The 7113-nt window shown below is 36.8% G+C and carries 7 protein-coding genes; 3 read left to right on the forward strand and 4 right to left on the reverse strand.

What is annotated here, in order from left to right:
* Positions 1-330, forward strand: a 330-nt coding sequence (locus tag AC5YD2_RS15930; RefSeq protein ID WP_496125492.1) for a transposase family protein, incomplete at its 5' end; no start/stop codon positions are given.
* Positions 331-461: 131 nt separating this feature from the next.
* On the opposite strand, the gene rarD is transcribed toward AC5YD2_RS15930, so the two are convergent.
* From rarD to uvrB, 3 genes are all read right to left on the reverse strand, one after another.
* On the reverse strand, positions 462-1394 hold the full coding sequence (gene rarD / locus AC5YD2_RS15935) for an EamA family transporter RarD (RefSeq protein WP_496127235.1): 933 nt from the start codon (positions 1392-1394) through the stop codon (positions 462-464).
* Positions 1395-1571: 177 nt separating this feature from the next.
* On the reverse strand, positions 1572-2159 hold the full coding sequence (locus AC5YD2_RS15940; RefSeq protein WP_496127236.1) for a lipocalin family protein: 588 nt from the start codon (positions 2157-2159) through the stop codon (positions 1572-1574).
* 143 nt (positions 2160-2302) lie between these two features.
* On the reverse strand, positions 2303-4324 hold the full coding sequence (uvrB, locus tag AC5YD2_RS15945) for an excinuclease ABC subunit UvrB (protein WP_496127237.1): 2022 nt from the start codon (positions 4322-4324) through the stop codon (positions 2303-2305).
* 200 nt (positions 4325-4524) lie between these two features.
* Here uvrB and AC5YD2_RS15950 point away from each other — a divergent pair, with 200 nt between their 5' ends.
* Positions 4525-5304 (forward strand): A1S_2505 family phage non-structural protein, encoded by a 780-nt coding sequence (locus tag AC5YD2_RS15950; protein ID WP_496127238.1) that lies wholly within the window; start codon positions 4525-4527, stop codon positions 5302-5304.
* A 117-nt stretch (positions 5305-5421) separates the two neighbouring features.
* On the forward strand, positions 5422-6843 hold the full coding sequence (locus tag AC5YD2_RS15955; protein WP_496127239.1) for a diguanylate cyclase domain-containing protein: 1422 nt from the start codon (positions 5422-5424) through the stop codon (positions 6841-6843).
* 98 nt (positions 6844-6941) lie between these two features.
* Here the strand turns inward: AC5YD2_RS15955 and AC5YD2_RS15960 are convergent.
* Positions 6942-7113, reverse strand: a 172-nt coding sequence (locus tag AC5YD2_RS15960; protein ID WP_496126930.1) for an integrase core domain-containing protein, incomplete at its 5' end; no start/stop codon positions are given.

The following is a 7113-nucleotide window of genomic DNA, read 5'->3' on the forward strand; positions in this document are numbered from 1 at the left end:
GGTAGTCAACATGACATTAAATTGGCAAGAAAAACGATTGCAAAATTCAAGCATTGTGAATATGTGGTTACTGATTTAGGGTATCATGGACTAGAGGAGCGTGGATTTAAGCTATTGACTCCTATTAAGAAAAAGAAGAATTCTGCCTTATCTGATATTGAGAAAAAGTACAATAAAATCATTGGAGAAATACGAATTGTGATTGAACACATCAATCGTCAATTAAAAACATTTAGAATATTGAGTGAACGCTACCGAAATAGACGCAAGCGATTCGGTTTACGCATTAGCTTAATCGCTGCACTGGTAAACCGGATAAACTTGCAATAATGACTTTCGCAAGAGGTCTAATAATCATCTGATTTTAAATTTTTAAAATTCTAATTAATCAGCTCCAAATAGTTTATTTAATATACACCTTTAATATAAAATAAAAATAAATGATTAAAAAACAAAAACTTTCAATTCCCAATTCTTTCTTTAGTTTTTTCTACATTAAACTGCAAGTTTTCAGTATTATTTTTACGCTTGAACATATATACCACACCTTCTAGCACCAAAAGTCCGACTGCAAACCAAATTGGGATATAAGTCAACCATTCCCCACCCTCAACTCGCTCGCCAAGCATAATGGAAGCAAATGCTAAAAGTACGGGTTCTAAATAACTCAGTAATCCAAATATAACAAAAGGCAAATAACGACTTGCGAGCATATAACTGCCCAGCCCAAACGCACTTAAAAAACCTAAACCCATTACTGCCCATATTAAATGAGGGAATGAAACAAACATGCCTAGCGGATCGCTATAACTCAATACTAAATAAAATGCCATAGGCAGCACTAGGAATAAATCCCACCAAAAGCCGCCTAGATGATCAGTTTGAAACTTACGTCTTAAGAAAAAATAAACAGGATAAGCAATGGCCACATAAGCAGTCTCCCAAGCAATTGTTCCTATACGCCATATTTCATGACTTACGCCAATCACAGCACAAATGACTGCGGCGATCTGCCAATTCGACAGCTTTTCTTTATATAGAAGACAACCAAAAAGGACCATCACCAGTGGTAGTAAAAAATATCCGAGCGATACCTCTAGTCCACGACCATTAATAGGCCCCCAAAGGAAGAGCCATAATTGAGTGGTACATAAAAATGAACTAAATAGTAACCATATAATTAATATCGGTTGTTTGAGAATACGGCGAAATATGCTTGCAACCAGTTTTAAATCACCAGTCCACCATAAAAAAAGCGTCAAGAAAGGGATTGTTGCTAGCATCCGCCATGCAAAGGTTTGTTCACTGTCTAAAGGCTTTAAAAATTGAGTGTAGAAATACAAGACACCAAAAGTGACTGATGCTAACACTGATAACGCGATGCCTTTAAACATTGAGTGTTCCAAACAAAGTATGCAGGCATTATAGTGTTAAATTGCTAAGAATTGAGCTAATAGTGGATATCGAGTATTAAATATCTATTTTTAAGCATCATAGAATGGTTTAGGATTTGATTTTATTCTAAAAATGATCAAAAAAAGCCAAGCAAATCATCGCTTGGCTTTTTAAAATTATTTTTCTGTGTGTTTGGTTTTGATTACATCACTGAGGTCATAACCTACTGATTTTGCGTAGTCTAGGTACTCACCTACAACTTGCTCATTCGGATGTGCATTTCTAGAAAGTACCCACATATATTTACGATCAGGCTCACCCACTAAAACTGTTTGATAATCATCATCAATTTTAAGCACCCAATAATCACCACGACCTAGCGGCAACCAACGGATTGCAGTTGGTAGGAAGCTCACTTTCAATTTTGAATTAGCAGGTGCGTTTTGAACAAAAGCTTCACCAACAGACTGGTTTAACTTGCCGTCTTTTGAATAGCACTTATTGTCTACATTCACATTGCCATTTTCATTTAAAGTGTAAGTTGCAGAAACATCACGATCACACTTATTTTGAAAATAGAGTGGCTTTCTTGCGACTTCATACCACACACCTAAATAACGATCCAGCTCAACACTGTCTACTGGCTTAAGCGGTGGATTTTTAGCATGTGTCATAGTTGCAAGACTTAATCCTACAAGCAAAGCACTACCTATAACAATTTTACCCACTTTGTAACTGGTTTTCGGAAGAGTTTTAATAGCCATATTTTGACCTGCGGATGATAAAGTTTAAGGAATATTATTTTTCATTTTTAAAGTAACACTATTTCTTAACATATAAATGTAGTGTTATGTAATGATTTTGAACAATTAATTATCCAAAATCATATTCTTTATATGGGATCATTTTATTGGATGAGCTGCGCTTTTAAACGTACAATTTCGTCTCGAAATCGAGCTGCCTGTTCAAACTGTAATTCTTTAGAAGCCTTAAGCATCTCTTTTTCAAGTTTTGCTAATTGTTTCGCCAACAGCTTTGGATCAGATAAAATATGTCGTTCATCTGCACTTAATGCACGGGCTTGATCTGATATGCTTTGTTCAATTTGATCATCATCTAGTACCTCTCCCGTATCCAATTCCTTCACCACTTGGCGAACAGCCGAGCGAGGAGTAATCCCGTGCTTAAGGTTAAATTCAATTTGCTTTGTTCGGCGTCGATCTGTTTCATCAATCGCTTTACGCATCGAGTCCGTAATTCGATCTGCATACAAAATTGCTTTGCCTTTCAGATTACGCGCAGCACGACCAATGGTTTGAATCAACGATCGTTCAGAGCGTAAAAAACCCTCTTTATCAGCATCTAAAATTGCCACTAAAGAAACTTCGGGCATGTCTAAACCTTCACGAAGTAAGTTGATTCCTACGATGGCGTCGTAGATACCACTACGTAATTCATGAATAATTTTGACGCGCTCAACCGTATCAATATCAGAGTGTAAATAGGCAACTTTAATACCATATTCTTTCAAGTAAGACGTTAAATCTTCTGCCATTCGCTTGGTTAATGTAGTGACTAAGACGCGTTCATTTAACTCTCGTCGTGCATTGATTTCGGACAACACATCATCGACCTGCGTCAGCACAGGACGGATTTCAATTTCAGGATCAATCAAACCTGTTGGACGAACCACTTGTTCAGCAATTTGTTGAGACTTCTCGAGCTCATATTTTGCTGGCGTAGCACTGACATAAATCGTTGTTGGAATGATTCGCTCCCACTCTTCAAATTTCATTGGACGATTATCCAAAGCACTTGGCAAACGGAAGCCGTAATTCACCAAATTCTCTTTACGTGAACGGTCACCTTTATACATTGCACCAATTTGAGGAACAGAAACGTGCGATTCATCAATAATCAATAAGGCATCTTCAGGAATATAATCAAATAACGTTGGGGGTGCTTCACCCGAAGGTCGACCAGATAAATGACGGGAATAGTTTTCAATGCCGTTGGTATAGCCCAACTGTTGCATCATTTCTAAATCATAACGCGTGCGTTGTTCAATACGCTGTGCTTCAAGCAACTTATCATGTGCTCTAAAGAACTCTAAGCGTTCTTTGAGTTCTTCACGAATCGTTCCAATTGCACGTTGAAGATTATCTTTTGGCGTAACGTAATGACTTTTTGGGTAAATGGTAATGCGAGGTACTTTGCGTACCATTTTCCCCGTTAAAGGATCAAACCATCGGATTGAATCCACTTCATCATCAAACAATTCAATACGGATGGCATTTTGATCTGATTCAGCAGGGAAAATATCTAAGATTTCGCCGCGAATGCGATAGGTACCACGTAAGAATTCAAGCTCGTTGCGAGTATATTGCATTTCTACTAAACGGCGAATCAGATCATCTCGAGTCACCCGATCACCCTGAACAATATGCAATAACATGCTCATGTAAGCATTCGGGTCACCCAAACCATAAATCGCGGACACTGATGCAACGATGATCGCATCTTTACGTTCTAATAATGATCGTGTTGCCGACAGACGCATTTGATCAATATGATCATTAATGGCTGAATCTTTTTCGATAAAAGTATCTGACGAAGGCACATAAGCTTCTGGCTGATAATAATCATAATAACTAACGAAGTATTCAACAGCGTTATTGGGGAAGAATGCTTTAAATTCGCCGTACAATTGCGCTGCGAGTGTTTTGTTATGTGCCATTACAATGGTTGGACGTTGTAATTGGGAAATCACGTTAGCCATCGTGTAGGTCTTACCTGAACCCGTTACCCCAAGGAGTAACTGATCCTTGTATCCCTGCCTCACACCATTTACCAACTTCTCAATAGCCTGAGGCTGATCCCCTGCAGGTTTGTAGTTGGTTACCAGTTCAAAAGGACGGCTGTCACTCACAATTTATCTCGCAACATTTAAAAAGATTCGTAATGAAATAAAGTGTATCAGAACTCTACACAGTTAAATGTTGAAGAGTGTTTATTTCTATAACTATGGCCAAATAAATATGGTTAAAAATAGATAGCACTAAGTTTAACTTGACCATTAATCGAATCAACTGCAACATGAGATTAAGCCTATTTAGCAATGTGAACCCCATGACTTACCATTACCATGATGAAAGCATTATCAAATCTTTAGCTGAAAACATCATTTTTGTTTTTGGTAGCAATATGGCAGGTACCCATCAAGGTGGAGCTGCAAAGATTGCTCTTCAGCATTTTGGTGCAATAAAAGGTGCTGGACGTGGCTGGTCTGGACAAAGTTACGCTATTCCAACGATGAATGAGCATTTACAGCAAATGCCACTATCACAAATTGAACACTATATTGAAGATTTTAAAATTTATACGAAAAATCACCCCAATAATACTTACTTTATTACAGCTATAGGCTGTGGGGTTGCGGGCTATAAAGTTGAAGAAATAGCCCCCATGTTTAAGGGTATTTCAAAAAATGTCATTTTCCCTGAATCTTTCCGTCCTTTCGTAGAGAGAACCTTACCTAAACTCACGCAACGTCTTTTACATACCTTTATTTGTGAAGACATTATCGCCAATGACAATGCTGCAGAACAAATTCAACAACTTGATTTGACTGATGCGGAAAAAAGCTTAGCCACGATTGTTGTAAATACTCCGATGTATCCACATGATAGTAATGGTCGCGATCGAATCTTTGAAATCCAAGACATTTTGCATAATGTCGCTACACATTTGCCTGAGCTAAAAGAAGATGTAGAAGGTAATCTCATTTTCGGTGGCGTAATTTTGGCATTGTTAGAGCTATATCATATCAATGAGAAAGACTTTATTGACGTTTGGACAGGCCTAAGAGAAATTTCACCACCTAGAGCAGCGCACAGAGCCAAAAAATGATTTTCTTATGATATTTATAAATTTATCTAAATCACTGTATCAGTGATTGATTATTTATAAAACAATGCCTTATATTAATCATAAAGCACGTTAAGCGAAAGTTATAGGTAATTCAGGATGGAGCAGTTTGATTTAACAATCTTTAATCTGTCCCCAATTTCAATGTGGTTACAAGACTTTAGTGGCGTTAAAAAAATATTCCAACGTTGGAAAGATGATGGTGTGGAGAATTTTGAAGAATTTCTGCATGAAGATTTGGGTCGCCTCAATGAGTGTTTAGCCACTATTCATACCTTGCATGTGAATCAGAGTACACTTGATCTTTATGAAGCCAAGGATTTGAATGAGATTTTGGAAAATTTCATTAAATTTTTAACGCCTGAAGTCACCAGTTACCAAATTAAGTTTTTTTGTGCGCTTTGGAATCATCAATTGCGCTATGCCATCCCAGTTGTGAACTATACCTGTAAAGGTAAGCAAATCGACATCCAATTAAGTGCCAATATAGTCACTGGATATGAAGATACTTGGGGATTACTTTTACTGACCACTGAACATATTTCTGATTACCAAAATGCTCGCCGATTTGCCGAATCTATTTTTATGCATTCCCCTACAGCATTGTGGGTAAAAGATTACAGTGAAATCAAAAAAAGCTTTGATCTATTAAATAGTAATCAAATCTTTGATTTGCCAAAATATATAGAAACACATCCGGAATTTGTCTTATCATGCTTTAACTCTATTCAGTCGACTTATGTAAATAAAGCATTTTTATCTTTATTTAAACTGGATAGCGATTTATTTAACCAGCAGATTCCAAGTATTTACTCTAAAGAGATATTGAAACATTTTAAAACTCAGTTACTGAGTTTGGCGCGTACCTATGCCAATCCAACTGATTTCGAATACCAAACAGAGGTTCAATACTTCACTTCCACTGGCGAAGAAATTTACGTTTTAGAGAAATTGAATATTTTTCCAGACCTGTCAGACTCTTGGAAAACCATTCAAATTGCTTACACAGATTTTACAGAACGTAAAAAATTAGAAAATCACCTTAATTTTATGAGTAAGTACGATCAACTCACAGAATTACACAATCGTACTTTTTTTATGGAGGAAGTTGCAAGATTGCAAAACGCACAAGTTTCATCTTTGTCTTGCATTTATATGGATTTAAATGGATTAAAAGATGTGAATGATCTTAAAGGCCATCATTTTGGTGATGAATTACTGAAACAATTTTCTTCGATTCTCTCTGATGTCGTTCAAGATTCTAAATATACTGTTTCACGAGTTGGTGGAGATGAATTTGTTATTCTTATGCCAAATGCTGATGAGCAAGATGCTATGGAACTGTATTCAAAAATTGACAGAAAAATTACGGACGCGAATGCTCATGGTCGGGTTTTGAGTGTTTCAATGGGCATATCGAGTACAACTCAAGTCGGTGACATTGCCCACTTGATTAAAACTGCAGACCAAAATATGTATCGTCACAAAAGAAATCATTATGCGTTGATGAGTTCACGATAAATTTAATATCCAAAGACACTGTTCAAGCTGAAAATTTAGAGGTGGTTCCACTTGTTTGAACAACTAAAAGCTTATTTATAATTGATATTCTGCTCTAGTTAAGCCACCTTGTTTTGTTGAGGCAGCTGATCATAGTAAAACTCATTTGGTGTCATTTTGTCTAGACTTGAATGAGGTCGTTTCAAATTATAAAACTCAAAATATGCGCTCAATTGCTTTTTCGCATCTATGACACTGCTGTAAGCTTTGAGATACACCTCTTCATATTTA

Source organism: Acinetobacter sp. CY73, from assembly GCF_059515865.1.